At 52.4% G+C, this 26,507-nt stretch carries 23 protein-coding genes; 2 read left to right on the plus strand and 21 right to left on the minus strand.

Annotated elements, in window-relative coordinates; translation table 11 throughout:
• Positions 1 to 353 precede the first annotated feature (353 nt).
• The 10 genes from AC27KL_RS15810 to AC27KL_RS15855 form a co-directional block, all read right to left on the minus strand.
• Positions 354 to 2,612 carry an ATP-binding cassette domain-containing protein gene (locus AC27KL_RS15810; protein ID WP_487170321.1) on the minus strand — a complete coding sequence of 753 codons (2,259 nt, stop codon included), beginning with the start codon at positions 2,610 to 2,612 and terminating at the stop codon, positions 354 to 356.
• A gap of 355 nt (positions 2,613 to 2,967) precedes the next feature.
• A complete protein-coding gene (locus AC27KL_RS15815; RefSeq protein WP_487170381.1) occupies positions 2,968 to 3,741 on the minus strand; it encodes a TerC family protein in 774 nt (257 codons plus the stop codon).
• Positions 3,742 to 4,007: 266 nt separating this feature from the next.
• The gene (locus tag AC27KL_RS15820) at positions 4,008 to 4,355 is read right to left on the minus strand and encodes an MmcQ/YjbR family DNA-binding protein (RefSeq protein ID WP_487170322.1); all 348 of its coding nucleotides are present in this window, start codon (positions 4,353 to 4,355) and stop codon (positions 4,008 to 4,010) included.
• Positions 4,356 to 4,439: 84 nt separating this feature from the next.
• A complete protein-coding gene (locus AC27KL_RS15825) occupies positions 4,440 to 4,787 on the minus strand; it encodes a hypothetical protein (protein WP_487170323.1) in 348 nt (115 codons plus the stop codon).
• Between the two features lie 263 nt (positions 4,788 to 5,050).
• Positions 5,051 to 6,469, minus strand: coding sequence for a phosphomannomutase/phosphoglucomutase (locus AC27KL_RS15830; protein WP_487170382.1), 1,419 nt, complete (start codon positions 6,467 to 6,469; stop codon positions 5,051 to 5,053).
• Positions 6,470 to 6,530: 61 nt separating this feature from the next.
• Positions 6,531 to 7,595, minus strand: coding sequence for a glycosyl transferase (locus AC27KL_RS15835; RefSeq protein WP_487170324.1), 1,065 nt, complete (start codon positions 7,593 to 7,595; stop codon positions 6,531 to 6,533).
• A complete protein-coding gene (locus tag AC27KL_RS15840; RefSeq protein WP_339324741.1) occupies positions 7,570 to 8,730 on the minus strand; it encodes a glycosyltransferase family 4 protein in 1,161 nt (386 codons plus the stop codon). Before AC27KL_RS15840 ends, AC27KL_RS15835 begins: the two co-directional genes overlap by 26 nt.
• Positions 8,727 to 9,767 (minus strand): nucleotidyltransferase family protein, encoded by a 1,041-nt coding sequence (locus AC27KL_RS15845; RefSeq protein ID WP_487170325.1) that lies wholly within the window; start codon positions 9,765 to 9,767, stop codon positions 8,727 to 8,729. Before AC27KL_RS15845 ends, AC27KL_RS15840 begins: the two co-directional genes overlap by 4 nt.
• A gap of 446 nt (positions 9,768 to 10,213) precedes the next feature.
• Positions 10,214 to 10,318 carry a DUF6254 family protein gene (locus AC27KL_RS15850; protein WP_246537318.1) on the minus strand — a complete coding sequence of 35 codons (105 nt, stop codon included), beginning with the start codon at positions 10,316 to 10,318 and terminating at the stop codon, positions 10,214 to 10,216.
• A 124-nt stretch (positions 10,319 to 10,442) separates the two neighbouring features.
• Positions 10,443 to 11,291 (minus strand): GNAT family N-acetyltransferase, encoded by an 849-nt coding sequence (locus AC27KL_RS15855; protein WP_487170326.1) that lies wholly within the window; start codon positions 11,289 to 11,291, stop codon positions 10,443 to 10,445.
• Positions 11,292 to 11,804: 513 nt separating this feature from the next.
• On the opposite strand from AC27KL_RS15855, the gene AC27KL_RS15860 reads away from it, so the two are divergent.
• A complete protein-coding gene (locus AC27KL_RS15860) occupies positions 11,805 to 11,915 on the plus strand; it encodes a sporulation protein YjcZ (protein ID WP_156124671.1) in 111 nt (36 codons plus the stop codon).
• Between the two features lie 112 nt (positions 11,916 to 12,027).
• Here AC27KL_RS15860 and AC27KL_RS15865 read toward each other — a convergent pair whose 3' ends face one another.
• The 6 genes from AC27KL_RS15865 to AC27KL_RS15890 form a co-directional block, all read right to left on the minus strand.
• Positions 12,028 to 12,162 (minus strand): hypothetical protein, encoded by a 135-nt coding sequence (locus AC27KL_RS15865; protein WP_487170327.1) that lies wholly within the window; start codon positions 12,160 to 12,162, stop codon positions 12,028 to 12,030.
• A gap of 52 nt (positions 12,163 to 12,214) precedes the next feature.
• Entirely contained in the window at positions 12,215 to 12,673 is a 459-nt protein-coding gene (locus AC27KL_RS15870) for an AAA family ATPase (protein ID WP_487170328.1), read from the minus strand.
• A 139-nt stretch (positions 12,674 to 12,812) separates the two neighbouring features.
• Complete coding sequence (dnaA, locus tag AC27KL_RS15875) at positions 12,813 to 14,183, minus strand: chromosomal replication initiator protein DnaA (RefSeq protein ID WP_487170329.1); 1,371 nt, start codon at positions 14,181 to 14,183, stop codon at positions 12,813 to 12,815.
• A 371-nt stretch (positions 14,184 to 14,554) separates the two neighbouring features.
• Complete coding sequence (locus tag AC27KL_RS15880; protein ID WP_487170330.1) at positions 14,555 to 15,988, minus strand: DUF4179 domain-containing protein; 1,434 nt, start codon at positions 15,986 to 15,988, stop codon at positions 14,555 to 14,557.
• A complete protein-coding gene (locus AC27KL_RS15885) occupies positions 15,975 to 16,508 on the minus strand; it encodes a sigma-70 family RNA polymerase sigma factor (protein WP_487170331.1) in 534 nt (177 codons plus the stop codon). The genes AC27KL_RS15880 and AC27KL_RS15885 overlap by 14 nt, the downstream gene beginning before the upstream one ends.
• Before the next feature lie 208 nt (positions 16,509 to 16,716).
• Positions 16,717 to 17,907 carry a cytochrome P450 gene (locus tag AC27KL_RS15890; protein WP_487170332.1) on the minus strand — a complete coding sequence of 397 codons (1,191 nt, stop codon included), beginning with the start codon at positions 17,905 to 17,907 and terminating at the stop codon, positions 16,717 to 16,719.
• 421 nt (positions 17,908 to 18,328) lie between these two features.
• On the opposite strand from AC27KL_RS15890, the gene AC27KL_RS15895 reads away from it, so the two are divergent.
• Complete coding sequence (locus tag AC27KL_RS15895) at positions 18,329 to 19,006, plus strand: class I SAM-dependent methyltransferase (protein ID WP_487170333.1); 678 nt, start codon at positions 18,329 to 18,331, stop codon at positions 19,004 to 19,006.
• Between the two features lie 81 nt (positions 19,007 to 19,087).
• Here the strand turns inward: AC27KL_RS15895 and AC27KL_RS15900 are convergent, their stop codons facing one another.
• From AC27KL_RS15900 to AC27KL_RS15920, 5 genes are all read right to left on the minus strand, one after another.
• Positions 19,088 to 19,576: a hypothetical protein gene (locus tag AC27KL_RS15900; protein WP_339324731.1), complete on the minus strand. Its 489-nt coding sequence runs from the start codon at positions 19,574 to 19,576 to the stop codon at positions 19,088 to 19,090.
• 128 nt (positions 19,577 to 19,704) lie between these two features.
• On the minus strand, positions 19,705 to 20,277 hold the full coding sequence (locus AC27KL_RS15905) for a GNAT family N-acetyltransferase (RefSeq protein WP_487170334.1): 573 nt from the start codon (positions 20,275 to 20,277) through the stop codon (positions 19,705 to 19,707).
• A gap of 142 nt (positions 20,278 to 20,419) precedes the next feature.
• Positions 20,420 to 21,169: a DUF1961 family protein gene (locus tag AC27KL_RS15910; RefSeq protein WP_487170335.1), complete on the minus strand. Its 750-nt coding sequence runs from the start codon at positions 21,167 to 21,169 to the stop codon at positions 20,420 to 20,422.
• A 52-nt stretch (positions 21,170 to 21,221) separates the two neighbouring features.
• A complete protein-coding gene (locus AC27KL_RS15915) occupies positions 21,222 to 23,834 on the minus strand; it encodes an exo-rhamnogalacturonan lyase family protein (RefSeq protein ID WP_487170336.1) in 2,613 nt (870 codons plus the stop codon).
• Positions 23,835 to 23,995: 161 nt separating this feature from the next.
• A complete protein-coding gene (locus AC27KL_RS15920) occupies positions 23,996 to 26,317 on the minus strand; it encodes a helix-turn-helix domain-containing protein (RefSeq protein ID WP_487170337.1) in 2,322 nt (773 codons plus the stop codon).
• Positions 26,318 to 26,507: the final 190 nt, after the last annotated feature.

Raw genomic sequence — 26,507 nt, forward strand, 5'->3', positions numbered from 1 at the left:
GATTCATGCCGCCCATTTGATTGCATCAGTCCGTACGCAACCCATGCAATCACCCATAATACGAAGAGGTTCGCGAAATCGTTCACCGGAAATCAATAAAATTTATCGGTCACTGCATGACCATATATAAACGGGAACGCGGCAGCATCTCCCGACTACATTCATCCAACGCTGTCGTCCCCTCGAAAAGATGCCGAGTGCCATGTCGTCAGTCCGGGCCTAACACAGGAAAAAAATATAAAAGCCGCGATATTCGCGACTTTATATCGATATATGTTCTTGTCCTGCGACACGTTTCTTACTTTCAAGCATCATATGTGTTTATTCGGGACAGCTGTTTAATTCCATGACAATCATTGCCGTAAATATCTTCCCGTGATCGACTGCTCCGCATGGACAATCTGCGAAGGCGTCCCTTCGAAGACCACTTGGCCGCCCTTGCTGCCTCCGTCCGGTCCCATATCGATGATCCAATCCGCCTGGCTGATCACTTCGAGATTGTGCTCGATGACGATCACCGTATTGCCGGCATCCACGAGTCGGTTCATGATCTCCAGCAGGTGTCCGATATCCGACATATGCAGGCCCGTCGTCGGCTCGTCCATTACATAGATGCTGCCCTTCTTATGCAGCTCGCTTGCAAGCTTGATGCGCTGGCATTCGCCGCCTGATAGCGTGCTGAGCGGCTGGCCGAGCGTAATATAGTTCAAACCTACATCGCTCATCGCCTGCAGCTTGCGGACGACCTCTTTCAGCTGGAAAAATTCCAAAGCCTGTTCCACCGTCATCTCCAGCACATCTGCGATGGACTTGCCGTTCAGCTTGTATGCGAGCACCTCTTCCTTAAATCGTTTTCCTCCGCATGCTTCGCACGGCATCTCCACGCTTTCAAAGAATGAAAGGTCCAAGTACACAACGCCCAGCCCTTGACAGTGTTCGCAAGCTCCCTTGGAGTTGAAGCTGAACAAGCTTGGGCTCACCTTGTTCGCGGAAGCAAAAGCCTTCCGCACATCATCCAGGATGCCCGTATAGGTCGCCGGATTCGAACGCGTCGATACACCTACCGCCGATTGGTCGATGACGATCGCATCCGGATGCTGGCTGAGGAATACTTCGTTAATCAGCGTGCTTTTGCCCGATCCCGCCACACCCGTAACGACGGTCAGCACTCCGGCCGGAATGTCGACGCTGACGTTCTGCAGGTTGTGTAAGGTGGCATCCTTGATGGACAGCTTGCCGGACGGCTGCCTGCAATCTTGCTTCAATTGAAGCGGCCGCTTCATATGGATACCTGTCAATGTATCGGCCTCAAGCAAGCCCTGGTAGCTTCCTTCATACACGATGGTACCGCCGCGGCTGCCGGCGTACGGACCGACGTCAACGATATGATCCGCCACTTTGATGACGTCGGGATCATGCTCGACGACTAGCACGGTATTCCCCTTGTCGCGCAGCTTCTGGAGCAATTCATTTAAGCGGTGCACATCGCGGGGATGCAAGCCAACGCTGGGTTCATCGAAAATGTACGTAACATCGACCAGGCTTCCGCTCAGGTGTTTCACCATTTTCACGCGCTGCGATTCGCCGCCGGACAATGTATCTGTCTCGCGGTCCAGCGTCAGGTAGTCCAGTCCGATATCCACCAGATGCTGCAGCCGCTCCGTCAGCGACTTGACCATCGGCACGGCGGCAGCGTCGTCAATCTCCCGAATGACGCGGATAAGTTGTCCGACCTCCATGGAGGACAGCTCGGCTATGTTATGTCCGTTGATCTTGCAGCCCAGCGCCGCTTGACTAAGCCTCGCACCGTGACAGCTTGAACATGGACCCTCGGAAATGAACGGAGCGACGGTTTGCTGCGTGCGTTCGGACTTGGTTTTCAAGTCCTGTTTGATGTATTTGTTCGTGAACTTCTCGATGACGCCTTCTACCGTAATATTGGTTGCCTTCCCGGCGAAATCCATCTTCACTTTCCTTGCTTTGCCATACAGAAGCTGTTCCAGGTCTTCAACCGAATAATCGCTGAGTTTCTTATCAGGATCAAAGGAACCTGACTGCACAAGCATGTTCCATTCCCAGCCTCCTACCGTGTAGCCCGGCAGCATAATAGCCCCTTCATTGAGGGACTTGGACATGTCCACCGCTTTGCTCATGTCGACGGTAAGGCTGCGGCCGATCCCGTTGCACTCGGGACACATGCCTTGGGGATCGTTAAACGAAAACATGTTCGCTCCCCCGACATAGGGCTGGCCTACCCTTGAAAAGAGAAGACGGAGAATGGGTGAAATATCGGTAATGGTGCCCATCGTGGAATGCGAACCGCCGCCCAACCGCTTCTGATCCACGATCACAGCCATACTCAGGTTCTCGATTGCATCCGCATCCGGCTGGGGATATTTGGGCAGAAACGTGCGCACGAACATGCTGAAGTTCTCATTCAGCAAGCGCGTGGATTCTGCGGCAATGGTATCGAAGACGATCGATGACTTGCCTGACCCCGATACACCGGTAAAAATCGTGATCTTCCGCTTGGGAATGCGCAAGGATACGTTCTTGAGATTATTTTCCCTCGCGGCCGAGATCACGATATACTCCTGATTCGATTCGCTCATGCATGCAACATCCTTTCCAAGTCATGTCCACTCACAGTTACATTCTTCGAAATAAAATAAGCAAGCTGCCCAACTTGTCCGAAGCAAACGCAAACCGGCTGCAAAAAGAGACATGCAACCGGTTTATTTGATTGGGCTCAAGCCGAGTTCGATGATGCCCATAAACTTCTTTATCGTTGTATTTTTTTCGTTTCCTCGATAACGCGGCATCCAGAGAACCATTGGCGGTTCTTTCGCCGATAGCCCAAATATAGGATAATCGGTTACGGTTGTCAACGTCGAGCAATTGCCTTTAACTACCCGTGGTCCACCGTTTTGAAGTGGCGCCAACGGCGTCTTCAAAGAATCCAAAACGTTATGAATCTGGCTGGGACTGTTTTTTGTTCGCAGGCGCGAACCAGCCGAGAAGAGCGATCGCAACCAGGACGCCATAGAAAACAAGGGTCCAGGCTGTGCTATGCGGGAAATGATGATTCAGCACGCCAATATCTTCATGTGCCAAAGTAATGACGGCGAGTTTGACGCCGACCCACGCCACGATGGCGTATGCCGTCGTCTCCAGTGCAGGCCGTTGAGAAAGCAGCTTAATAAACCAGGCGGCCGCGAACTTGATCAAGACGAGCCCGGCGATTCCGCCCAGCACGACAACGATGAATTGTCCTCCGTCCATGCCGCCGAAATCCCGAAGCGGCGAATCCGGAAGTCCCAGTGCCAATGCCACGGCAGCAAGAATGGAATCAATTGCAAAAGCAAGATCCGCAAGGGCAATTTTACCTACCGTCGGCCAAAAGCCTTTCCCCGCAGCATCATTCTCTGCATCCTCGCGATCCTTCGGGTCTTTTTTGCCGTAACGGGCCTGGATGATGTGCTTTAATCCGAGGTACAAAAGATAAGCAGCTCCGATCGCCTGTATTTGCCAAACGTTCGCAATGAACGATATCGCAAACAGCGCGGCAAAGCGAAAAACGAATGCCATGACGATCCCGTAATTGATGGCCTTCTTCTTTTGGTTCTCAGGCAAGTGCTTTGCGATGACCGCCAGGACAAGGGCGTTATCCGCCGATAACAAACCCTCCAACCCAATAAGAATCAACAATGCCCATGCATACTCCAACCAAAACGACTCCAACGGCATTTCCCCTCTCCTCATGTTTGTACGGCTTTCCTTTCGTTATTACGTTGTTGTGCCATGCCTCGTTTCATTCATTTTCAGCCCCGGATTCAACCGTTCGTCGGATCAGCCGAAAAGAGCGATCCCTGCCTCGCCCGCGAAGGGGGGTTAATCCCTTAAAAAGTAGAAAAAAGAGGGAAAACGTATCGCTTTCCGCTCTTTTTTTGCTCGCCAACACGGCAGCCATTTAGGTTTTTATTTTCCTAAATCATGTTCTCTCGATCCTACTTTACCGTTTCCCGAACACTCTTCGGCAGCTTTTGGACAACCAAATCGTAAGAATGGTCGATCATGTCGAATATATCCGTCTCCGATAAGGATCCATCCAGATGAACGGAGTTCCAATGCGTTTTGTTCATGTGGTACCCTGGTTGGACGGCCTCATGCTGCTCCCTCAAATTTTCGGCGATGATCGGGTCGCATTTGAGGTTTACGATAGCGTGGTCCCCATGGTCAAAAACGAGAGCAAACATCTTGCCGGCCACCTTGATGACGAGCGGATCGGGTCCGAAGGGATAGGTCTGAACCGCCCCTTTCTTCTTCAAGCAGTAATCGACGATACGATCTTTCATTTCCGGCACTTCTCCTTTGCGAGTGACAACAAATTCCTATGCGTTTATGATACTGCAACGCGTAAACCTCGTAAATGCTCCGTGCTACGATAACTTCCAGGCAGGTATCAAAGAATGGAAATGGAAAAAATAGCTCGCGATGACGTGGATTAATGTATACAACGCCAAAATAATCAGATACGTCAATAACCAAATTCGGAACGGCTGCTGCAAAAATAGAAACAGCAACAACATGCCGACAGGAAATGGTATGAACACGATCAACCCGATCGGCAATTTGAGTGCCTCGGCAAGGGCGCCCAAAGAAACGACGGATGCGCCTATGATTAGGGCCTGCCAGGCATAAAGGCCTGGAGTGAGCAGCCGGCTGCCGAAGAAATAGGATAAGGACGTGAGGAATACGGCCATCAAGAAACTAGCGAAATAGTGCATTGCATCTTCACCTTTCGGGCAATATTTTAAATAGGATACCAAATGGAACATAATAACAGCCACGTTTTTATGTTAAATAAATGTTAATTTATGTACCGATTAGGATAACTTATCGGGCTGGAAAATCGACAGAGGGCATGGTTTTCTGCAATACAAAATAGGCCGTTCACGACAGTCGGTGCTTCCCTTGTTCTTTATCCCCCATTTCTTTTCAACGATCAAAAAAGCTCCCCGGCATAATCGCCGCAGGAGCTTTTTTATTGTTACCATTGAATTTGCAATCCCGGTGCAGCCTCGTGAAGCGCTTGTTCCAAATGATCTTTGACTTCGGCTAAGTCCGCCTCGGTATCGGCCTCCGCCCGAAGCACCAGGATCGGCTGGGTGTTCGAGCTGCGTACCAGGCCCCAGCCGTTCGGGAACAGCACGCGAACGCCGTCGACGTCAATCAGCTCGCGCGTCCCTTGAAAATAACTTTTCACCTGTTGAATGATTTGTTGTTTCGCATCGTCGTCACATGGCACCCTCGTTTCCGGAGTGGCGCAATACCTTGGCACGTCGGAGAATCGTTCGGACAGCGGACGCGAATCCTGGCTCATGATGCGGAGCAGGCGTCCCGCGGCATACAGGGCGTCGTCGAAACCGTAGTATTCGTCGCGGAAAAATAAATGCCCGGACATTTCGCCCGTAAACGGAACGTCCAATTTGCGCATGCTCGCTTTAATATGGGAATGCCCGGTGCGATGAAAAATCGGCTCGCCGCCCAGCTTCTCGATCTCCTCGACCAGCGCTTTCGAGCATTTGACTTCCACCAACGCCTTGCAGCCCGGATATTTCGGCAAAATTTCGCGCCAGAACTGGATCATCAGCTGATCGCCCCATAAAATGCCGCCCTGTTCGTCCACCACGCCAAGGCGGTCGCCGTCCCCATCGAAGGCGATGCCGACGTCGGCCTTTTCCTTTTTCACGGCGTCGATCAAATCCCGCAAATTTTTCGGCTCTACCGGGTCGGGATGATGATTCGGAAAATCCGGATCCGACTTGCAGTACAGCTCGATCACTTCGCAGCCCCAACGCCGCAGCGCCTTGGGAGCGAACGGCGACGGCGTGCCGTTGCCGCAATCGACAACGACCTTAAGCTTCCGGCCGTCCAGCCGGATTTTGTCTGCCAGCATGTCCAGGTAAGGCTCCTCCACGCTTTCGCGGCGCAAACCTTCTTCGGCATCATCGAAGCCGGAAGGCAGCTTGCCTTCGGCCGCCAAACCAAGCATGCGGCTGCGCAGCTTCTGGATTTCTTCGCCGTAGATCGTCGTATAGTCCATGGCGATTTTAAATCCGTTTTCGTCGCCGGGGTTATGGCTGGCCGTAATCATGATGCCGCTGGGCTCTTTATAGTGATGCATCGCAAAGTAGAACATCGGCGTCGTCACTTCGCCGATATCGACCGCTGTGCATCCGGCTTGCCGCAAGCCGGCGGTCAGCGCCCGATGGAATTCCGGGGAGGATTTGCGGTTGTCATGGCCGACGATGGCCGTGTTCCGGCCGGCCGACTTCAAGGTTTCGCCAAAAGCTCTCCCCAGCCAATAACAAAAAGGGAGGTCAATGTCTTCATACGCTTTGCCGCGAATATCGTATTCACGGAATACATGGGAGGGGATGGAGGTTCCCCCATCCCGGGTTGGCATCCCCTGCTCCTGCGGTTCTTGGGTTAAAGGCATCGTTTATCCACCTCTTTTTGGTTGTCGTTTATTGGATGATGGCGAGTTGCGCTTGCTGGTTTATCGTTTTTTCGTATATGGCCTCGGTCAGCAAGTAAGAGACGACGGCCTCCGCCCCGCAGTTCACATTGGGGCCGTCCGCGTTCAAACCGTCGCAGCAGCTGCCGTCCTTCTCGTGAACCATGGGTGCTCCGAGATCGTTGCCGCCGTAAAACCAATCGCGGCATTTCGCCACGATCGATTCGTATTTTGGCATTTTCGTCAGCTCATAAGCTTTGGCTGCGGCTAACGCCAACTTCATGACATCGATCGGCTGCTGGTCCCACAAGGCCCGGTCACCCGGACGGCACCAGCCCTTGCTTCCGATCGGCCGGATTTGCCCCGCGTCGTTTTGCGACAAACCGATCAGGAAATCGAGGGAGCTTAAAGCGATATCGAGCATATCCGTACGTTTTAATATTTCATAGGCCCACAGCATCCCCCAAGGCAGCAGGGCGTTGCTGTAAGTGATTTCGGGTTCGTACCATGACCAATCCGGAGCCGAATGCCGGTGATAAAGGCCGACAAGGCGCTCTGCGGTTTCCCTGATCCGGTTGGACAAGTCGACATCGTAACCGGTACGCTGCAGCAAGCCGAACGCCGCCAGTGCGTAAGCCCATCCGCGCGGGTAACGCATGTGGTGGGCCTGCCCCAGCGCTTTGCGGAAAATCGATTCCGCCGCAAAAGCGAAGGACGGCGAAGGCTTTGCGGCCATCGCCCGGGCACATGCCCATAGGCAGCGTCCAAGGCAATCGTCGGAAGGCGTTTCCGGCTCCTTGCTGCGGTCGTAGGCAAAATTGTTGTGAAAATGCCCGTCTTCCTTTTGCGCCCACAGCAAAAAAGCGATGTAGGTTTCGGCTAACCGCTCGAGCCTTTTTTGGTCTTCCTTTCCGCAACTGCCGGACCATTCCAGGCAAACCCATAACGCCCGGGCTTGGTCGTCCGTGCTGTACCCTTCGTTGCGCCGGGGAATCGAACCTAATCCATGTTCAAGGATCCCCGTGTCGTCCGTCATTTTTTCAAGATGGTCAAACCGAACGGATGGCCTTTCCATGTCTTCCCACCTCGGTCAACAAACGGAGATATTCATGTCCGACGTTCGGCCAATGCATCGTTTGGCCCAGCCGCTTCATTTTCCGGACGACATCCTGCAGCATCACCTCGTTGGTCAGCAGCGACACGATCCGTTCCCGCCATAATGCCTCGTCTTCCGCCGGGATCAGCAGACCCGGTTCATCGGCAAGCAAATCTTGCGCATAACAGTACGGGGTCGACAACACCGGACGCCCCAGGCCGACCGCATAGGCCAGCGTACCGCTGGTAATCTGCTCCAGCCCCGGATACGGCGTCACGTAAACGTCGCAGGCGGTGATATGGCGCACCAGATCGTTTTCCTCCATGTAGCGGTCGATCATGACGACGTTTTCCCCGATGCCGTTTTCCTCGATCATCGCCTTCAGCTCTTCGCGGTATTTCTCCCCTTCCCATTTTTTGACTTCCGGGTGGGTCTGGCCGACGATGGCATATAATACGTTTGGCACTTTTTTCACCACTTCCGGCAACACCTTCAGGATCAGTTCGATCCCTTTGCCGCGGCCCAAAAGGCCGAACGTCATCAGCACCTTCCGGTCCGCCCAGCCGAGCTGCTCGCGGAACGTTAGGCGGCGCTCCGCGTCGGGTTCGGGCGTACCGTGCGGAATGAAGACGATGTTGTCCTCCGGAATGCCAAACGAACGATGCAAATACGAAATCGCTTTGCGGTTCATGACCACAATTCGGGCGCTTCGTTCGGCAATTTCCCGCTGGATGCTCGCATAAGGCTCGCGGGGATGCTCAAACACGGTGTGAAACGTAGTCACCAGCGGTTTTTTCAGCTCGCGGATGAAATGCAATATATGCCGGCCGGCTTCCCCGCCGAATATCCCGAACTCGTGCTGCAGCGAAACGACCTCGATATCGGAGTGGTTGATTTTGTGCGCCATTTTCCCATAATCTTTTTCGCTGTCGCGCCGGAGCAGCCACAGCAGCGGATCCCTTGATCCGTCCGTTTCCCCGTCGTGGAGCACGATGACGGGATCCTTCACTCTCCACTCTTTGGCTGCGTGGACCGCCTGCCGCAAATGATAGGTAAATGTGGCCAGGCCGCATTTTTTCGGAACGTAAGTGCTGACATAAGCTACACGCGTCATGCTTGCATCACTCCCAATCGGTTCATCACGGCTTCATGCAAAATATGTCTTGGACCGAGCTCCAGCCCGTATCCGAAAATGCAGTTGTTTAAGTACGCTCCCTCGTTTACCCGGCAGCCGTCCCACAGGATCGTTTCTGATAAACGGACGTTCGGGCCGATCGAGCACTTGTCGCCGAGCACCACATGAGGTCCGATGACGGCCCGTGCACCGATTTTTACGTGATCTCCGATTAACACCGGAGGAACGAGGAGGACGCCGGCTCCGATTTTGCAGCCTTTGCCGATCCAGATGCCTTGATCTTGGGCTTGTCCGGGTATCCGGATCCGCCCGGCACCGTTCAAGAGATCCCAGTGAACTTGGCGGTATCGATCTTTCGTGCCCATATCGGCCCAATACCCTTGGATGGTCGTGCCGAATACACCCATGTTTTCGCGGATCAGCAGCGGAAACGTTTCACGTTCAATGGAGACTTCCCGATCGGACGGAATCGCTGCGAGCACGCTTTTTTCCATGACGTAAATGCCTGCGTTGATCCGTCTCGAAGGGGCTTCGTCCAAGCGGGGCTTCTCCACAAAACGCAAGATGCGCCCCGTATCGTCCTGCTCGACGACCCCGTATGCGCTTGGATCTTCCACCTCCGTCAGGCCGATGGTGACCTTTCCTCCATGGGATCGATGGAAATCCAGCAGCGGTTTCAGTTCAATATCATGGACGATATCCGCATTCATGGCAATAAATTGTTCATCGAGCAAAGGCTCGGCGTTTTTGATCGCCCCGGCCGTTCCCAGCAGCTTTTCTTCCATCGCGTACTGGATCGAAACACCCAACCGGCGGCCGTCGCCGAAATGACTTCTTATTTTTTCGGGATGATGTTTCAGAGCGATAACGAAACGGTGAACGCCTTGTTCCTTCAGATGAAGAATGAGATGTTCCAGCCAAGGGCGATTCAGAATCGGCGCCATCGGCTTCGGCATGTTCTCCGTCATGGGTCTAAGTCGGGTTCCCAAACCACCGGCAAGTAACAGTACATTCATTTTCGAAATCTCCTCCTGTTCCCAAAAAATTGTTCGACAAACAAAACCTGCGCCAGCTTCGGACACTGACGTTCTTGTTCCTTGCTCCCCTCCTTCCCCTCTTTTTATTGTTAGCACTCTATTTAGTCGAGTGCTGACAATATAGTATTTTATGGAAAGATGCTTTGTTTCTTCAAGTTGTTTCAGAGATAATAGCATACTTTTTTCTTTTAATCTTCTCCTTTTATCTCTTGTTTTCTTTTAAAATCTCATGATTTCTCTGATTTATTCATGATAGGTTACCGGGCCGGGAACGCCGTCTCAAGCCGCAATCGCGATCTTGATCCGCTTTTCCTGAAAAAGCGGGACGCCGGGTTGTCCATTGACGATTGAACCGCCATGAAAAAAGACTGCCGGTACGTTTTCGCCGACAGTCCCTCTTTTCCAAGCAGTATACTTCTCTCATCCTATTCGCTGGACAATTCCTTGAGCGATTTGATTTTTCCGTGGGGATGCTGTTGTTGCTTTCTTGACTTCCAGGCAGCTTCTTTCCTTCTCTTCTGGTGAGCCATAAACAGAAATCCTCCTTTAGAAATCGAGATGTACACTACTTCCTTATGTTGTCATTTTCAAGCCGGGTTCATTCATGAAATTTGCCTTGTCGCATACGTTTTGATCAAAGGACAATCGGCGGAATTACAGCGTTTTGCGCATGAATTGCGCAACATGCTTTTCCGTAAAACCAAGGCTGTCATACAGATTTCTGGCATGATTCCCGACGACGCACCAGAGGTCCACGCTGGAGTTGCCGCGGCGGATGATCTCATTGCATAAATACTTGACAAACACTTTGCCGATTCCACGTCCTTGAACATCCGTACGAACGGAGACGCTGCCGATTTCATTTCCTGGAATGTGGCCGTAAGCGACGATTTCCCCATTGAATTCGTAGACGAAACGGTTAGCCGCGTTCTCTTTCCATGTTTGCCTTTCCTTTTCGCTCGGCTGGGCAATCACCGAATCCGGAAAGCATCCGACCCGGACGCGCATTTCGTGAAAAGCTGCGGCATACAGCGATTGGCAAACCAAATAATCTTCGTCCTTATAGCCCCTCACCGGAAGTTCTTCCAATGGAAAAGGGGCTCCGGTGCGCTGCATGAACGCCGATGAAAAGTAGGGCTCATAACCGAGCTTGCGCGCAAACGCAAGAGAGGACGAATGACCGGCACGAAAGGAACTTCTGACTATTTGGGTTCCGCCTGCCCGCAACTTTGCCTCGGCATACCGGACCATAGCAGAACCGATGCCTTGCCTGCGATCCTCTGGAGCCACAAAAACGGTTAAATACGACTGGGAAACAGGCTCGTTCACTTGGGCCAGACCCACAAGCTTGTCTCCGATATACGATACAACAAACAAATCCGGTTCTTCAGCCAGCACTCGAAGGATGTCTTCCCCCGCGTCGGCGTCTTGGCTTAACACTTCTTTGGCCGCGCGTTCATCTTTTGGACTGAAACGTTCATAGCGGATTCCTGCGGTATTCATCCAGCTTTGCCCCTCCGTTTCATATTATTTCTCATAAAATAGATATGTACTGCTTGGACGCTACAATGCCGCTCCATGGGCGTTTTTCCAGTTTACCATTTTTTGCGGATTTAAGGATGTACAAAATATCTTTAGCGGTAACCAAAATAAAAGACCCTGGCAGCCGTGACAGGCTGCAGGGTCTCTGTTGACCTACGTTTTTAACATCCCCATGTTCTGGCAACAATGACTAGCAGAATAAAAAGAACGAGAATCGTAAATATTTTGTTGCCTCCGCCATAATCCGCTCCCATAACTTCGCCCATATTTGTTCATACCCCTTTCAAATAAGATAATATATCTTATGAACATCCTGGTAAGATCGAAAGGGATAGATATAGCAGTCAAAAGATATATTTTTCACTCAAAAATAGGATATCTGCAATATTCATATTTATTTTTGCCTCGATGCCCTTACCATGTCCTTACCAATCCATATAATACATTGTATCTTAATTCAAGGAGGAGTATGGAATGAGCGAAGTAGTTGGAGGATATGGTCACGGCGGTTTTGGTAGAAATGCGGCAGCGATCTTGGTGTTGTTCATTTTGCTGGTGATCATAGCGAAAAGTTTTAGCTGGTAATAACATCAACCATCCATTGACGATGAATTGAGATGTTTACTTTCTTTCAATATTGTATTGCGGAAAAGGCTCATCCGAATTTACAGGGTGAGCCTTTTTCTCTTCCGCCTCCCTACTTTTTATTGGCAGAGAGCTTCAGCTCTTCTTTATGACCGTTCCACTCGACCGTAACCTCGATGATCGAATCTTTCAGCGGGATGGCTCCATTGCCGCCGCTTTGATGAACGATCTCCCTTCGCCCGGACAATTCCGTTTCACCGCTTCCTTCCCTGGGAGCGGCTGCATCCCGATCAGCGGTTTCACACCTCTTCCACCACGAATTGCCCGTCTTGCGACCTAACCCAATAGAGCTCATCGAACCCTTCACGATATGAAGGCGTCTCCAATTTCTTCAGCGTGCTTTTGATTCCGATATCGGCAACCCGTTCTTTTCCCTGCCTGGTTTCGTTTCTTTCGAGCGATAGCTCATAATCCGGCACGAAGTAGTAACCTATTACCTTGAATCGATGTTTCTTGGCGATCTCGATATATTTTTGCCTGTCGATTCTTGTCGGATTGGTATTATCGACGACAAACGGTTGTTTGGCTTGGATCGAAGCGTCAACAAAAATTTGCTCCCGATGTCTTGTTTTTAGCATATCGAGGTTGATCCGGACATGGGTTTTAAAAAATTTTTCTTTATAAAAAGTCGACTTCCCGGAAGCTTGGATTCCGACGAAAATGATGCATTCCCTATTGCCGAAATCGTCTTTTTTCAATTTTTTTCACCTTTTTCCACCACGGCGTCGTCATTCCTTCTGAATGCCAATCTCACCCTAATATTTCCATTCATTTTAATCGCCGTTTTATCCGAAAGCAAGTTGGATATCGATGTTCCCTGCCGAAACGTAAAACGATTTATACCCGCGGCTGTACCCGGTTCTTAATGTGCTCGGCCAGCTTGGCGACGGTTTGCTGAATTTCCTCGTCCTCGCGGATGACGGAAGCGATTTTTTCATGGGCATGAATGACCGTGGTATGATCCCGCCCGCCGAAGGCTTCGCCGATCTTGGGCAGCGAATGGTCCGTGAGCTCCCTCGAAAGGTACATGGCGATTTGTCTGGGAAAAGCGATGGCTTTTGTACGTTTTCTCGCTTTAAAATCATCCGGTTTAAGTCCGTAGTAGCTCCCTACTTGCTCTTGAATGTCCTGGATGGAAATGGTTTGGGGCCGGGATGAGGGGATGATATTTTTTAAGGCTTCGGCCGTCATATGCACGGTAATATCCTGATTGATCAACGAAGAATAGGCGATAACGCGGATCAGGGCCCCTTCGAGCTCACGAACGTTCGTATGGATATGGCTCGCGATATATACCATCGCTTCATTCGGGATGTCGAGATGTTCCGCTTTGGCTTTTTTGCGCAGGATGGCGATTCGGGTTTCCAAATCCGGCGGCTGAATGTCCGTGATCAGTCCCCACTCAAAACGGGACCGCAGGCGTTCCTCCAGCGTGGGGATTTCTTTAGGCTGGCGGTCGCTGGAAATAATAATCGCCTTCCCCATTTCCTTCAAGGCGTTGAAGGTATGAAAAAACTCCTCCTGCGTCTGCTCCTTGCCGGCGATAAACTGGATATCGTCGATCAGAAGGACGTCGATGTTGCGGTATTTGTTGCGGAAGGCTTCTCCGCGGTTGTTCATGATGGCTTGAATAAATTGATTGGTGAATTTCTCGGAAGAGAGGTACAGCACTTTGGCCTGCGGATTGTGCTCCAGCACATGATGGCCGATGGCGTGCATCAAGTGGGTTTTGCCCAGTCCGACGCCGCCGTAGAGGAAAAGCGGGTTGTACGCCTTGCCCGGAGCCTCCGCCACCGCCAGCGCCGCTGCATGGGCAAAGCGGTTGCCGAGACCGACGACGAACGTGTCGAACGTATATTTCGGATTCAAAGCTGCCGCATAGGATTGTTCGAGCGGAGGAGGCTCTTCGATGGCGACCATGGACTGGGAGGAAGCCTGATCCGAAGCGGCGGCCAGTTCATCCTGCGTAACGATGCGAAGCTCGGGCTGGACTTGCAGGCATTCACGAACGGCGTCGGATATAAGCTTGGCATATCGGTTCTCCAGCCATTCCTGCGTAAAGGTATTCGGCGTGCCGATGATCAGGATATGATCCTGCAGGCTTACAGCCTTCGTGGACTTCAGCCAAGTATCGAAACTGGGTTTGCTGATCTTCTTCTGAATCATAGACAGGACCTCGTGCCATAATTCCTGGACTTGCCTTTCCACGGGCGTTCAACTCCTTATACGTTCAGTAAAACGAAATGATCATCCCGGCTGAGCCTATGAAAAAAGCACCCGTTCTTTCCTGCAAATGCTGTTCAAGCGGAACCGTCGCAGTAAAGGGATGCCTGTGATCCTGATGCTTATGTACATGCTGCTTTTTACTATTCTATCATAAATTGGAGCTGCCTTGAAACGCCCACATCTTTCCGGCATGGGCATGAGCTAGATGTACAAGCGGCCATATTCGGACCGATGCTTCGATATAAAAAAAGAAAACCGCATATAACCTGCGGTTTTCCAGATCGAATATGTTACGTTCTCAGTCCCGTTTTTGCATCACGCGAGAACAGATGAATGTTTTTCGCCACACGGATCTATCGAATCCGCTTCTCGGCTCCTCCTTGCATTTCAAGAACGTTCCCCCAATATCTGATAATCTTGAAGCGGAAAGGCCCCGGATACTGCCCGTAATTCGGAATGGTCAGATAGGTGCCTTCCCCGGAACGGTATTCCTGCTCGAAAGGATGCCGCTGGCCGTCAGCATCCGTGAACGTGTCCTGCAGTTCGTAATATCCCCCTTGCACCGTTGTTTGCGAACCGTACAACAGCAGCAATCGCAGATCCCGGCCCAAGGTTTCCTTCGCCGCATGTTTTAATGAAATCCCGGAATCCGGAGATTGCACCAGCGTGCCTTCCTTGGGATCAATGGCAATCTCCACTTCATAATCCGGCTGGAAACTCGCATAGTGAAAATTCAGCCAAAGCTCCCTATGCTCCGAGTAGAAGCTGCTCGTCAAATATATGGTTCCTCCTTCCGGCTTCAGCAGCGTCCGGTCGAATCTTAACATGGTGTCATACCCCGGCCGCTGCTTTGACCGCGTTTGCCTTGAAGCAAGCCCCAGGGTGGCTTCGATGTTCTCCAGCTTTTTGCCGTTGCTGCTCTTGACATCGAACGAAAGGTCCGTCCTCAATGGACTTTGAACCATTTGGGTAAAGGTGATTTGCTGTCCGCTTTGCGTGATATCCATCTGGATCGGCCGCTCTTCCATATCCGCCGCATGGGTTCCGTGATGAAGCGTAACGGGGACGACCAGGTTTTCCGTTCTGGTTTTCACCTTGCTCCCCTGGGGTTTTAATTGAGACCAGGTGGTTTGGATCTGAAAACTTTCCGGCATCTGCCCGGCCGTTTCAAAATCAAACACCATAACCCCTTTCGTCAGCGGCTGATCTTTGGGCAAACCGGCGTAGGTGTCCCACGTGAACGAACCCTGAAGCGGCCGCCCCTGAGGATCCAGCAGCTGCGGAGGATGATTATAACTCAGCCGCAAAGGAAGAGATTCATTTTGATTCTCTGCCGTATAAAACATGATGATTCTTCTGCTGTCCGCTGCAATCCCTTCGATCCGGAGCGTATAACCGCCTGCAGTGACCGATCGATTCAGCTCATGATACAGTCCGTGATCAGCGGCTTGCTTGACCATGACAAGAAAATTGTCGGCTTTGTCGAACATGTTCTCAACATAAGACGGAATTTGCACGTTCGCCTGTGCCTTCTCCGCCGAAGGCGGTTGAAATAGTTTGTATCCTCCTGCCGCGCCGGCTCCGCCGACCATCAGGACAGCCAAAACCGCAGCGGTCACCCGAAGCCTCTTCGTCGACCGAAGACGCGCCAAAGGCATCTTTTCTTCGGAAGCCCTCTTCAGTCCCTTTCGCAGCGCCTCGTCCAACCTATGATCGGGTACCGTGCCGATCGCCTGCCGTACCTCCTGCCTGCCGCTTTCCAACATCCAGTCCTCATGCATGGTCATGCTGCAGTTCACCTCCGTCATTGATTTTGCCGCGCAATTGTTTAAGTCCCTGATGCAGCCACGTCTTGATGGTTCCCTCCGCCCTCCCCAGGATCTGCGCGATCTCAGGGACGGTCATATCGTTGTAGTACCTGAGGATAATCGCATTTCGGTACTTGGGCTTTAGGCGGTTTAAGGCCTTTTCCATATCGAGCTTCGTCACGCTGACCATTTCGGGGGTGTACGTCTCGCCGGGTTCCCAAATGATCCGCTGCCTTCGTTTCTGCCGCCTAAGTTCCTCTATGCAGCAATGAATGACGATCCGGATCAACCAAGGCAGCAGCGCGTCGGGGTCTTTCAGCGTTCGGCATTTGGACCACCCCCTGTATGCGGCTTCCTGCAGCATGTCCAGCGCGTCGGCTTCGTTGTGCATGTAACTGTATGCAACGCCGTACAGCTTTCGCTTGTGAAGGGATAACAAGTCGAAAAAAGCTTCTTCATCGCCTTCGCAAGCGGCCACGGCCAAATGGTGTTCTTTCATGATGCCCTCCCGTTTATAAAGCTTTCAGCTCAATGCTGTTCTGCCTTATAGACGGCATCGGAGCCTCCAAACGTTTTATTTTTTCTTCCATGCGGCAACCGTTTTTGGATTTGCCTTGCATTCGGGTCATTTTTGCATAATAAAAACGACAGCCCTGCCCCGGAGCCCGGAAACAGGACTGTCATGTATAACAGGATATCCCCTAACCTTATCTGCGGTCCATCGTCATCGGGTAGTTTTTGACGCCGAATACAAAAGAGCTCTGAATCGGCTGCATGCTGCCGCCTGGATCTCTCCTAAGATTCTTGAATCGATCGAGCAGCGCTTGGAACGCTATTTTCCCTTCCAATCTGGCAAGGGGCGCCCCCAGGCAGAAATGAATGCCGAACCCAAACGTCATATGCGGATTCGGCTTGCGGTCCAGACGGAAAGCGTCCGGGTCGTCAAACCGGGATTCGTCGCGGTTGGCTGCCCCCACCCAGGAAATGACCTGCGCGCCCTTTTCAATGGTCTGGTCCCCGATTTGCACCGTATCCTTCGCAACGCGTCCGATCGCAACGATCGGCGGGTAATAGCGCAGCACCTCTTCAATAAACGCCGGAATAAGCTCCGGCGCCAGATAAAGCTCTTCCTGAAGCTCCGGAATTTCGGTAAGCACGCGAACGCCATTGGTGATCAAATTGGTCGTCGTTTCGTTTCCGGCTGCCAGGAGCAGCACGCAGAAGCTTACGATCTCCTTTTCCGTGAGTTTCTCCCCTTCGATCTCCGCATTCATAAGCGCCGTGATCAGATCGTCCTGCGGCTCGATGGCCCGCTGCGCCATAATCCCCTTGAAATAGTCGTACAGCTCCCCCGTCGCTTTCATCCGCTTATCGGTAATCCTCCGGAAAGCCTCATCGGACAAATCGTCGGCGCTCTCCACCAGAACGTCGGACCAGTGCTTGAATAGCTCCCGGTCTTCTTTCGGCGCACCCAGCAGCTCCGCTATGACGATGACCGGAAGCGGCGTGGCAAAATCACGCGTCACGTCCATGGCGTTCTCCGGTACCGCATTTAGCAAATGCTCGGCGATGGACTGGATACGGGGCATCAGCTCCTGAATCGCTTTTGGCGTAAATGCTTTGCTGACCAGATCGCGCATTTGCTTGTGTTTCGGCGGATCCATGAACAGGATGGAGCCGCCGGCTCCTGCCCCCCTTTCGGATGAGAAGGTTTTCGAATCCTTTAATATGCGCTGCACATCGTCGTAACGGAAAATATCCCAGCAGCCGCGGCTGCCGTCATAACGCACGGGCGTTTCGTTTCGAAGCCGGCGCAGGATATCGAACGGAAACAATCTATTTTCCGGCGTCGCAAGCTCCGTCATGTTCAGCATATTGGCGTATTTCACTTGGTTCATCGGTCCCCAGTCCTTTCCTATGTGTCTGCTCAAGCTTAAGTCGTGTTGTGAGAGGTCCGTCGTGTCTTGTCTGAACCGTTACAGTTCTCAAAAAAATCATAACATGATTCAAATCGGCCTCTCGACTTACCGGGGTTGTGTTTTTGCTAGGTACTTAAGCATGATCTGCCATCCTTTTCCGGCAAAAAAACAGGATTCAAGCCACGGCAAACAGGCCCATGGGATCGTGATAACAAAAAAACAGAGCCCGGAAGAATCAAAATCTTCACGAACTCTGATGATGGATCCGGCGTGCATTTGTGGTGAACTAGTTCGTCTTTTATAGGCTCTATCTATTAATCCTATTTGATCTATATATTTGTACAATAAGATCTTGGACTGATACAATAACGGTAAATATTTCTTTAAGGGGGAACTAACGATGGATCCGAACGTAAAAAAGCTGTTTGATTCCGGGGCCGACGATTACGATTGGCAGAGGCGGCAATTGATTCCTTGCTTTGACGACTTTTACGGCATGGCCGTGTCTTTGGTCGAGCTGGAGGAACGCAGTCCCCGGGTATTGGACTTGGGCGCAGGTACCGGACTGTTCGCCGGCTTCGTCCTTCAAAAGTATCCTGAAGCCAAGCTGACTCTCATCGATTTCAGCGACAAAATGCTCGAAGGTGCACGACAAAGATTCGGTCCATCGGCCGACGTTCAATATGTTGCCGCCGACTACTCTAACTACGATTTTACGGATTCGTACGATGTGATTATTTCCTCCCTGTCGATTCACCATCTGGTTCACGAAGAAAAACGGAAGCTTTTCTCCGCCTTGTTCAAAGCCCTTCGTCCGGGAGGAATATTCGTGAATGCCGATCAAGTGCGTGGCAGCACCCCTCAAACGGATGCCTATTATATAGAACGATGGCTGGCAGCCGTTAACGCAAGCGGTCTTCCCCAAGAAGCGATTGAAGCCTCTATAGAAAGAAGGAAGCTCGACATTAACGCTACAGCGGAGGAACAGATCCAATGGCTGAAAGAAGCCGGATTCGGCGATGTGGACTGTATGTACAAAAATCTGGGGTTTGCCGTTTTTTATGGCAAAAAATATTAGAGCAAGCCGTTCGAAGGCCATCCTATCCAGGATGGCCTTCCGCATGAAATCGGGTTTCAAGTTCACGTTTAAGTCAAAAAATCATGGCTCAACGGGTACGCTTTTGGTTTTGAAATCATGGAAGAACCATGTCTTGTAGGCGTCGATCGGCCGATCTTTCGCCCCCTCAAAGCCAGGCCCATAATATGAAGCGAAATACTCATACTGGATGACGTCTTTTTTGGTGCCGAAGAAGCGAATCATGATATCGGGATACCTTCGTTCGTCCTTAGAATAATGTTTGAAGTACGACTCTTCGATCACCGTCTGTTGAAAATCGGATGAAAGAGCAAGTTTTTTCGCCTTCATAAAAAGCTCCTGATCCTCTTCGACGTCCGGCTTGCGATCGAGGTAATAGTTGATTTCAATTTGCGTGGGCGACATTTGGAGTTCCATATCTTTAATTTCTTTATGCTCGGAACGCATCTGCTTTTTAAAGCCGCTCCATTGCTCGGTCTGCAGCGTTTTATGGGACATGCAGCCGGATAAGAAAACGAAGAGCAGCAAAAACGCCGGCACCATTTTATTCATTCGAATCCCCCTACTAAAGGATCGCTCCAAAGCCAACCATCAAGCTTTCCTTTATTGTATGGGATTTTGATTGCCAGAGCATCAAAAAAAGCCGCGAGATTCGCAGCTTGTCATGCATCTATGTTCTGTCATAAAAGGCGAGGCAACTTCTCGTTTGGATCTCTCCATTCATCTTTTAAGAGACCATAATAAACTAGATCGTCATACTCGCCGTTTTTTAACACATGCTGCCTTAACGTTCCTTCGTATTTCATTCCCAATTTCTCCATCACCTTTCCCGATGCAGGGTTATTCCCCAAGTGACGGGCAAATACACGGTTTAATTTCAGTTGCTTGAATGCATAGTTGACGATTCCTTTTGCTGCTTCCGTGCAGTATCCTTTGTTTTTGTATTCTTTACCGATCCAATAGGACAATTCTCCATGATGAAATTGGTTATGGATTCCTATGCATATGGCGCCGATTACATCGCCGTTCTCCTTATGTACAATGGCCAATTCAAGCGACCAGTTTCCGTTGAAATTGTCCGCATGCGTACCGATCCATTTTTCGGCGACGCCGTCCTCATACGGATGCGGAATGTATAAAGTCGTTTCAGCCACATACGGATCCCCCGCCAATTGTTGGACCACCGGGGCATCATCTAAAATAAAAGGCCGCAATACGAGTCTTTCTAACGAAATGGTCGGCAATGTATTCATTGGCAACTCCCCCTTTTACCTTCTTCATGCCGCATGGTCTCCTTCCCTTTCGACCCACGCGGCCCGCTTGCATAATTTAATCGATTATACTTCAACAACTGAGGGTTGTGGAACGAATTGTATGATTATCGGTTATAGTCCCCTATCCTTCCCGTTTTTCGGCATATACGGCGACATTCGCGTATTCGCCGATCAAAGGCGCCATCTGGCGGAAACCGAGCTTGCCGCCTGCAAGCGGAGGTCCGTACGTTTCGCCGTCGTCCTTCCACGAAAAAACCGGAAGGTCGTTAACGGCAAACGTAATGCATGGTCCGTTTTTTACGATCAGCATTCGGTAGGGCCCGGCCGCGTCCATGACGCCCGGAATCGGGTCTGCGCCCTGAGCGACCAGGTGAAAACCGTAGCTTTTCCGCAAATTGCACGTGTGAAATTTCCGCTCCTCCGCCCATTTCCTCCGGAAATAGGAGACATGGAAGGCGTTGATTTCGCCGTGATGATACTGGTCGTATTCGCCCGTACGCGGCTTGATCGAAGGATCGAACAAATCCCGGCCGTCCGTGCCGGTTGCGCTAAAAAACATGATCGCCAATCCCGGCTCATGCACCGGCCAAAAATCCCATGACACGGCAGCGTCGGCCGGAAAATTCTCCGGGCACCACAACACGAAATTGGCGCGCTGTCCCTCCGACTCGTCGCGGACGCTTTCGAGCCGCATCCGGCCCAAAGGAAACGTAACAGCGGCCTCGCCTTCCATCCGAAAACCGGCGATATGGTCCGGCTCCGCAAGCGGGTTAACATATATCGCGTCCCAGCCTTCGGGGATGAGAGTGCTTTTGCTTTCGGCCGTTTGAGCTCCCTTTGTATCAGGAAGTTGCGGTTGCCCTGTTCCCATCGGCTTCCTCCTCCTTTCCTTCGCGGCGGGGCTGCCTGTCGGCCGCCCCCGGTCACGCATTGGCTTTTTCCCGTGATGAACAGGCATGTTCAGGCAAAGCGTCCGGGATGAGCGCCAAACTGATGATCGTATTCAACGACCACTGCGATGCCTCATTCGTGTTCATCCACTCGAATTCCTGCACCTCGTCGACATACGTCACGGTCGCGGCGTCCTTCTCCAGGTCGACGGTGGCAAACGGGTGGTTCAGCAGGGTCGACCAGGCAAAATCGGCCGTCCGCCGATCCTTTCGGTACCAAGCCCCGAATGCGACGATCGCGAGCGTCAGCACCGGATGCTCAAACTGTTTCGTGCTGATGGTCCCGCCCGTGATTCGATCCTTTTCTGCCTGGGAAAGGTTATAAAAAACGCCGAAATCGGCCATCATTTCATCCCACTCTTGATCCTTCAGCATGCCGGACAACTCGAACCATACCTGCGGCGCGCCCATGCATAAGGCCAAATGGCGCCCCCAATTATCGTCGCCCATGGAAGCCAGCACGCCCGTTTTAGGGTCATAGCCGTAAGTAGGGCCGGAAATCAGGCCGAAATTCGCCTGCTTAAGGCACCGAATGCCCGTTAACAGCTTGTCGCGATAGCAGGCGTCTTCTTTCCGTTCCCAACGGGTCATCCAGTTCGAGCTGAATGCGGCCCAGTCCGGGCCGACCCGGATATGCGTCGGATGTTCGTCTTTCGGGAAATAGGCCCGCATCGGATCGATATGGACGGTCGTATAGTCGGCATCCTTCGCTTCGTCCATCATGTCCCCGATTCTTTCGTCCCCCGTCAAATAATAGTAATAACGGTGCAGGCCGGCCATGCCGATCCGGGCTTCCTTGCAGCCGCAGCCCCAATGGACGACGTTATGACGCGAACCAAGCCCGGCGTATTCGCCGAAGTGGTACACGTCCACCTCGCTCGTATGACGCGTCATCGCTTCCGCCATGCGGAAAATATCCTCCCGTCCCGTACGCAAAAACATCAGCCATAGCCACATGTTCGGGACCAATTCGGTATTTTGCCATGCGCAGCCGCCGAGGTCGTAATTCCACACATGGCGCGCCGGATCGTAGCTGTGCATGAAATCGCCGTAATCCCAGAAGCCGTACCAGCGCCGCTGCTCAACCTCTCTTTGGTAGAAGGCGACAATGCCGTCCAATTGGTCTTCAAGATGCGCTTTGGCGGGCGTTCCCCGATCCGGCAGGCTCCAAATCCCGAATGCGCCCTGCTGACGCAAATAAGCCGGCTCACACGCAAGCTGTGGAGGAGAGTCGTTATATTCCGCGTAAGCCTGCAGTTCCGACTGGCTTGGGGTTGCTTCGCGACACCAGATCGTCAACTCGCTTGTGTTGCCGACGCCGTAGGGGGTTGCGCGCATCTCCTCCGCGCCTTCATAAGATGATTCGACATGCGTTTGGGTATCGTAATGGCGCATGTCCATGGCCGGCGCTTCCGGCGACCAGAACCAGGCGGTCAGCTGTGCCTCGTCACCCGCAAGGCCGTGCGCCTCCATGCCGGCGGGATGTTTTTGCCAGAAATGGCGCATGGCCAGCGCAAGCCCTCCGCCGGATCCGCCGACGTATGAAACGCCGCGCGCTCTTCGGCCCTCGGCGGCTTTTACCCAGCTGCAGCCGGGTCGGGTCCGCTTCGCCATCCGGTAGTGATCGGCCGAAAGCTGCCCCAATTTAAATCCGTCCCAGCAAGCCGAATCGTCCAGCAGGTTCATGAAATAGGCATCGTCCATTTCTTCGTCCGTCAACGTTTCGCCGTTCAATTGGCGCCGGAACTGCTCCAAATATTTGCCTTTCGTCCGGCGCGTATGCAGCGTCTTCGGCGACTCGCTCAAAAAACCGGCATCGCCGGCAAACCGGACATGACGGTTGTACAGGCGCCCGCGCATCGGCAGGAAGAAGCGGATGCCAAGCCCTTTGACGAAATCTTCATTCGGATTGCCGTCGTAAAAAAACGTATGCACGATCCGAACGGACTCCAATCCCGCATACGCGTAGAGACGAAGCGAAAACGGCAGCCACTCGCCGGTTCCGTTCACGGCCCGGTGGCGTCCCGTCAGTTTCACGACCGCCCGTACCGGTCCTGCTTGCTCGACCTTCGCCTCGTAGATTTCGGAATGATACCGCTCCTCCCGGATCGTTCGCACGCCCGTCAGCTCGCTCGCGACTTCCTTGATGGCGACCAATATCCCGCCGGAGCATACAACAACGCCGTTGCGGCTCATGCGATCGATGATCCGGCTGCCTTTTTTCGGGATGTGAAACGAAACGACGCCGGTGTCGACGACAATGTCTTTTTCCTCCACTTCTACGGACAACGGAAACGGAGGCGTCAAAGACCCCTCATTTCCCTTGGCTACGACGTAACCCTGAGCAGCTCCCGCCGAAAAAACGGCAGCATGCGCCGTCCATTTTACGCTCCCGTCCGGCCAAAATGCGGTCGGCCAGCTTTGCAGCGCGGGCGCCTCCCCGCCGTCTTCCGCCCGAAGCGACAGCCTTTGATCCCGCAAAAGCTCTCCTTCCTTCCAAGGCATTCCCCAAGTTACTCCGGCCGGTACCTGAGCCGCGTCCTTCAACCAACGTAATCTTGCCCGCGTATCGTTCAATGGACTCATCTCCTATAACGATGATTTCGTTTCCGTCATGTTTTGACGCCCTCATTGTAGAGAAAGTCGGTTTTACGGGCAATGAGACTTTCTTGAAATCGGGGTGATGGCCGCATTGCACTATTTCGCATGCCTTGCACAATATTGCGCCGTCTTTTTATCTTCGCAAATTACTCCTCGCGGCTTAGTTCGCGATAACGGGTGGGCGTCATGCCCTCGAGCTTTTTGAAGATCCGGTTAAAATAGCTGTGCCGGTACCCGACCTGTTCGGCGACCGTGTTAATTTTCATCTCCGATTCCCGGAGCAGCTCCTTGGCTTTGTCCATGCGCAGCTCAGTCAAATAATCGATAAAGTTCTTCCCGGTGACCTGCTTAAACGATTTGCTCAGGAAAAACGGATTCGTGCCGATTTGGTCGGCGCAGTCGTCCAGCGATATGTCATGCATGTAGTTTTGCTGCATGTAGATCATGACCTGCTCGATCAGCCGTTTCACCTGACTGTCCGTCCTGCTCATCAGCTCCTTTATGAACGGGGCGATGACCTTCTCCTGAAACCAATCCCGGGCGCCGGGCGGCTCTTTGATTTGCGACAGCTGTTCGTACAAGTTTGCGCCCTTGAACAGGCGGTTCGGCTGAATGCCGGTCACGAGAATCGCGTGCTGCACGGCCCCAAGCAAATGAAGCATCCCTTGTTGAATGTCGATGGCTTTGGCCCCTTTAACGGACAAGGCATCCTGGAAGTCCCGGAGCAGCGCACGGGCATCCGATTCCTGCCCGGTGCGAAGGGCCTGAAGGAATTCCCGCTCCAGCGTAAACGGATACGGCGGTTCGGACGAATCTTCGAAATTAAGCTGCTCCATCTCGATGACCTGATTGTCGTTGTCGCAGTTGCGAAAGCTGGCCGCATGCTTCACGCCCTCAAACGCGAGCGGGATATCGCTTATCCGGGCAGTTGCCCGGCTGACGGCTATCGCCACCCGCATGTTGAGAATCCGGTTCACCGTTTGCGCAAGTTCATCGCTGAATGCTTTGATCGGTTCCGAGACGGAGCTTCCCTCCGGCATGATCAGCAGCACGCCCGACCCGAGATCATGGAAATTGATCGTGCTGCTTTGCTCGAAATGTTCGGCCGCCAGCTCTTCGATCATATTGACGGCCGCAAAGGTGACCAGCCCTTCGTCCCCGAATTTGAATTTCCCCTCCATGCTGGCGATTCCGGTCAATTGAACGTACAGGACGACGAATTGTTTGCCGCGTACCTCCCATTTGTACCGCTCCATCCGCGACCTCAAATCCTCTTCCGAATAGGCGTACAAATAACCTTGGAGCAGCTGATGGAGAAAACTTTCCTTCACGTGCGGCAGCTGCTCCAGCAATTTATTTTGCAGTTCACGGCTCTCCCGGCTCAAATGCTGCCATTGCCGCTCGATGATCGTAAATTCGTCCACCCGTCCCCCGCCGGCCAAAGAGCCGTTCGGCAGCAGCGTCGCCATCAACCGCTTGACCGGTGAATACACCCGCCTCGAGGCAAGCCATGCCAACAGCGACGCAAGCAGGAGAGCGCTCAGGCTGACCGCCAGAATAACCTTGGAAATAAAAACGACCGGAGCTGTAATGTTCGTGATCGGCGAAGCCGACGCGTATACCCAGCGATCCATGATGCGCGCAAAATAGCCGTAAGTGACGGCATAGGTCGTGCCGTTCCATGCAAAAAGAAATGATCCTTTCGCGTCTCCGTTCGCTTCGACTTCGCGCCTGACCGCCGCGACAAACGGTGAATCCGGAGCGTTCCCGTTCGCGGATGCGTATAGGCTGCCGCCCGCTTCCATGAGAAAGTTTTCACCATCGGCGTATGGCGTCATCGTTCGCAGCGCTTCCGCGACTTGATCGTTGTCCAGGCGGACAATCAAAGCGCCAAAGGGCGTTTGGCTTCCCCCCGGAATAAGGTGCACAAACGTCAATTCGCGATTGCCGGGCTGGTCCGGGTCAAGGGCAAGCTGCGCCCAATACGTCGTTTTTCCGGCATGGATGAGGCGATCATAAAGCGTAACGATCCGCCGATCCGTCAAAGCGGAATATTCCGGATAAAACAACACCGGCTGATCCCCCTGCAAATAAAGGCTGACATTGCGGATCATCGTATTGGAGCCCTGCATGACGAGAAGCGTATTCGTGACGTTGCGCGCCTTTTCAAAATCTCGCACGAAATCATGATCCGCCAGCGAATAATCAAAACGCGTATCGAACGCCCAATGCGCCAGCATCATCTCAAGATTGGACAGTTGTTTATCGAGGTTCAGCGACCGCTGTTCGATCTGGCTGTTATGAAGCTGGAGGAGCTCCTTCTCAAGCCTCCCTCCGGCCATGCAATAAACGAGAATCCCCGTAATGATGCCGGGAATGCCGGCCACGAACAGGAATAAAATCAAGCTTTTTCTATAAAAGCTGCCGGATCCGCCCGATAAGCGGGCCAAAACCTTCTTTCTTCCCATTATCCGCTCACCAACCAAATCATATTAATCGTGCCCCATATTTCTGCTCGATGCCCCACCAATGATGTAAGCGCATACATCCGAATCGGACCCAAATCATCCGCTTGCGGTTAGAATACCTTGAACTTTGCCGCCGAACCAGCAAGTTTTCCGAGCGAATTGTTCAAAAAACGGAGGAACCAAAAAAAAA

It is taken from the genome of Paenibacillus sp. YAE3, from assembly GCF_057546105.1.

Excerpts from the sequence above, each read along its gene's own strand:
- AC27KL_RS15810 (WP_487170321.1), bottom strand. The coding sequence starts at position 2,612 with ATGAGCGAATCGAATCAGGAGTATATCGTGATCTCGGCCGCGAGGGAA.
- AC27KL_RS15820 (WP_487170322.1), bottom strand. The coding sequence starts at position 4,355 with ATGAAAGATCGTATCGTCGATTACTGCTTGAAGAAGAAAGGGGCGGTT.
- AC27KL_RS15825 (WP_487170323.1), bottom strand. The coding sequence starts at position 4,787 with ATGCACTATTTCGCTAGTTTCTTGATGGCCGTATTCCTCACGTCCTTA.
- AC27KL_RS15830 (WP_487170382.1), bottom strand. The coding sequence starts at position 6,469 with ATGCCAACCCGGGATGGGGGAACCTCCATCCCCTCCCATGTATTCCGT.
- AC27KL_RS15835 (WP_487170324.1), bottom strand. The coding sequence starts at position 7,595 with ATGGAAAGGCCATCCGTTCGGTTTGACCATCTTGAAAAAATGACGGAC.
- AC27KL_RS15840 (WP_339324741.1), bottom strand. The coding sequence starts at position 8,730 with ATGACGCGTGTAGCTTATGTCAGCACTTACGTTCCGAAAAAATGCGGC.
- AC27KL_RS15845 (WP_487170325.1), bottom strand. The coding sequence starts at position 9,767 with ATGAATGTACTGTTACTTGCCGGTGGTTTGGGAACCCGACTTAGACCC.
- AC27KL_RS15850 (WP_246537318.1), bottom strand. The coding sequence starts at position 10,318 with ATGGCTCACCAGAAGAGAAGGAAAGAAGCTGCCTGGAAGTCAAGAAAG.
- AC27KL_RS15855 (WP_487170326.1), bottom strand. The coding sequence starts at position 11,291 with ATGAATACCGCAGGAATCCGCTATGAACGTTTCAGTCCAAAAGATGAA.
- AC27KL_RS15860 (WP_156124671.1), top strand. The coding sequence starts at position 11,805 with ATGAGCGAAGTAGTTGGAGGATATGGTCACGGCGGTTTTGGTAGAAAT.
- AC27KL_RS15880 (WP_487170330.1), bottom strand. The coding sequence starts at position 15,988 with ATGACCATGCATGAGGACTGGATGTTGGAAAGCGGCAGGCAGGAGGTA.
- AC27KL_RS15885 (WP_487170331.1), bottom strand. The coding sequence starts at position 16,508 with ATGAAAGAACACCATTTGGCCGTGGCCGCTTGCGAAGGCGATGAAGAA.
- AC27KL_RS15890 (WP_487170332.1), bottom strand. The coding sequence starts at position 17,907 with ATGAACCAAGTGAAATACGCCAATATGCTGAACATGACGGAGCTTGCG.
- AC27KL_RS15895 (WP_487170333.1), top strand. The coding sequence starts at position 18,329 with ATGGATCCGAACGTAAAAAAGCTGTTTGATTCCGGGGCCGACGATTAC.
- AC27KL_RS15900 (WP_339324731.1), bottom strand. The coding sequence starts at position 19,576 with ATGAATAAAATGGTGCCGGCGTTTTTGCTGCTCTTCGTTTTCTTATCC.
- AC27KL_RS15905 (WP_487170334.1), bottom strand. The coding sequence starts at position 20,277 with ATGAATACATTGCCGACCATTTCGTTAGAAAGACTCGTATTGCGGCCT.
- AC27KL_RS15910 (WP_487170335.1), bottom strand. The coding sequence starts at position 21,169 with ATGGGAACAGGGCAACCGCAACTTCCTGATACAAAGGGAGCTCAAACG.
- AC27KL_RS15915 (WP_487170336.1), bottom strand. The coding sequence starts at position 23,834 with ATGAGTCCATTGAACGATACGCGGGCAAGATTACGTTGGTTGAAGGAC.
- AC27KL_RS15920 (WP_487170337.1), bottom strand. The coding sequence starts at position 26,317 with ATGGGAAGAAAGAAGGTTTTGGCCCGCTTATCGGGCGGATCCGGCAGC.